At 33.1% G+C, this 2,148-nt stretch carries 2 protein-coding genes; both read right to left on the bottom strand.

Annotated elements, in window-relative coordinates:
• Positions 1 to 152: 152 nt before the first annotated feature.
• On the bottom strand, positions 153 to 896 hold the full coding sequence (locus NAT51_RS19560; RefSeq protein ID WP_250601794.1) for a toxin-antitoxin system YwqK family antitoxin: 744 nt from the start codon (positions 894 to 896) through the stop codon (positions 153 to 155).
• Between the two features lie 4 nt (positions 897 to 900).
• Positions 901 to 2,148: RHS repeat domain-containing protein (locus NAT51_RS19555; protein ID WP_250601792.1), on the bottom strand; the 1,248-nt coding region annotated here is incomplete at its 5' end.

Below are 2,148 nucleotides of genomic sequence, written 5' to 3'. Positions count from 1 at the left end.
CTGAAGCCATTTTCTTCGATTTAAAGGATTAAATACTAAAAAAGCAACCCGAAGGTTGCTTTTAAATTCTCAATTATAAAGTTATAAATGTTTGATTTTCAAAATAGTTATTAGCTAAAAATAGGTTGCCAACACATCTAATACATTACCCCCTATCGGACATTTACGTCAAAAGTAATTGTATCATTCTCAGCTAGTATAATTTTATCATTAAACTCATACCTTACAACTGCCCTAATTGTATTTTTACCTTTTTTAGTTAAAACTTCTTCAACATCAATTCGAGTTGAAGGGACATGCTTTATGGTTCGTTTAGTTTTTGAGTTATCAATACCTAAATTTTCTATTTTTAAACTACGTTTAGTATTGGGAATATTAGCAACAATATAAGTATATTTTAAAACATCACCTACTTTTAGCTGTTGATCATTTTTAATATTATTTTGATAAATTTCTTTTATTGTGGGGCCTTGGTAGCCTTTTATTCCTTTTTCATCAAAATCAATAATAAAGTAAGGCTCTCCCAAATCATTATAAAATATATATTTTCTAATTAAACCATTGGAATTATAAAAAGTACTTTCTTCTGTAATTTTACCATTTTTTTTAAACTGAATGGATTCTATTTTTCCATCGTCAAAATAATAAAGATACTTCCCGTTAGGTTCGTTGTTAACAAAATTGCCTTCAGCTATTTTAATTCCTTTCTCGTTAAATTTTAAAAATTTTCCGTTTTGAATTGGATTACCATCCCGAATAACATATTCGTTTATACCTATTAGTTTTCCTGAAGGGCTATATTCTTTATAAATATAGACTTTTTCATCTTTAAAATATAAAAACAAAACTATCAGACCAAGTAGTATAGCAAGTATTATTAAATATTTTCTTTTCATTTTATTATTTCTTTTTTTGTTGAGCTTCTAAGAGATCCCTTCTTACGTACACATTATTATTGGGGTTTTTAGGGTCATTAACTGTTTGAACCATATCCGAAGATTTATCACCTTTCCCTGAATTTTCTTTAACAGCTTCTTTTACTTTTTTTTCTGCTTTATCAATTTTATCAGATAAACTACCTGCATCAGCCGCTGCATCCATAATATCTTTAGCTTTTTCAAAGTTATTACCTTTTTTTGCCGAACCAGGAGCACCATCAAGAAAAGGGTCAGCATCAATGTTTCCACCAACTTTTTTACCTGTTGATTTTTCATTTTCACCGCCACCTTTTTTAGAAGTAGAAGTGGTAGTTATTTCTTTATCACTTGGAGCAATTTTTTCTCTTACATAACTATTTATACTACTTAAAAAATCAGCAGTTCCATATACCAACCATTTAACAAGATCGGTATTATATGTTTTTGGATTATATGCTCTTTCCTTTGCAGTTTTCTTTTTACCTGGCGGGTCAGTGCTATCTATAGGCGCCATCCCATCCGGATCTGTAAATCGTAACGGATTATTAAAACAATAATTGTACGGGCTAAACCTTCTCATTTTTTCAGCTAGTGGATCAATATTCATCCAACCCGCTCTTGCAGAGTCATACAATCTCGCACCATAATCATACATATTAAGTCCCAGCTCATCCTGAAACTCCTTGCCATTGTATTTATACTTGTGGTTCAAATAACTTCCACTGGTAACAATATTACCCCAATTCATCGGGTTTTGATCCGGTTCGTTGTATCCTTTGTGTTTTAATCCAAAAGGGTAGTAGTTACTTTCCTCCACCACATAAGGCGTTCCACTACCGTCATCGGTATAGGTCACCCTTACATTTCCTAAATGGTCGGTATAATTGAAATAATATACATAACTACCTTTTTCGCTCTTCACAAACCCTTCCGCATGCGGGATAAATTCAATTACTTCATCCTTGTATTGAAACCCTCCGGCCATATAATCCGTTTGCGTCATTTTCTGTAAATACGTTGTCGGGCCTACGGATGAATTCACTGGTGCGGCATTGTTGCTTGCTGTAGCTCCTTTCATCTCCGATCCGCCGCCGCCGCTGTAATCCGGTTCATAATAATGAACTTTCTTTGCTTTTTTACTCCCTACCGCATCGTAAATATACTCAATTTTGGTCTGCTTGCCGTGTGGGTTGTAAAAAGTAATATTTACTGGCAGGTTCAAATGGTTGTA

The sequence above is a fragment of the Flavobacterium amniphilum genome (genome assembly GCF_023634845.1).
Taxonomy (GTDB): Bacteria; Bacteroidota; Bacteroidia; order Flavobacteriales; family Flavobacteriaceae; genus Flavobacterium; species Flavobacterium amniphilum.
The sequence above is the reverse complement of the archived record's forward strand: the minus strand, read 5'-3'. Positions and strand labels throughout refer to the sequence as shown.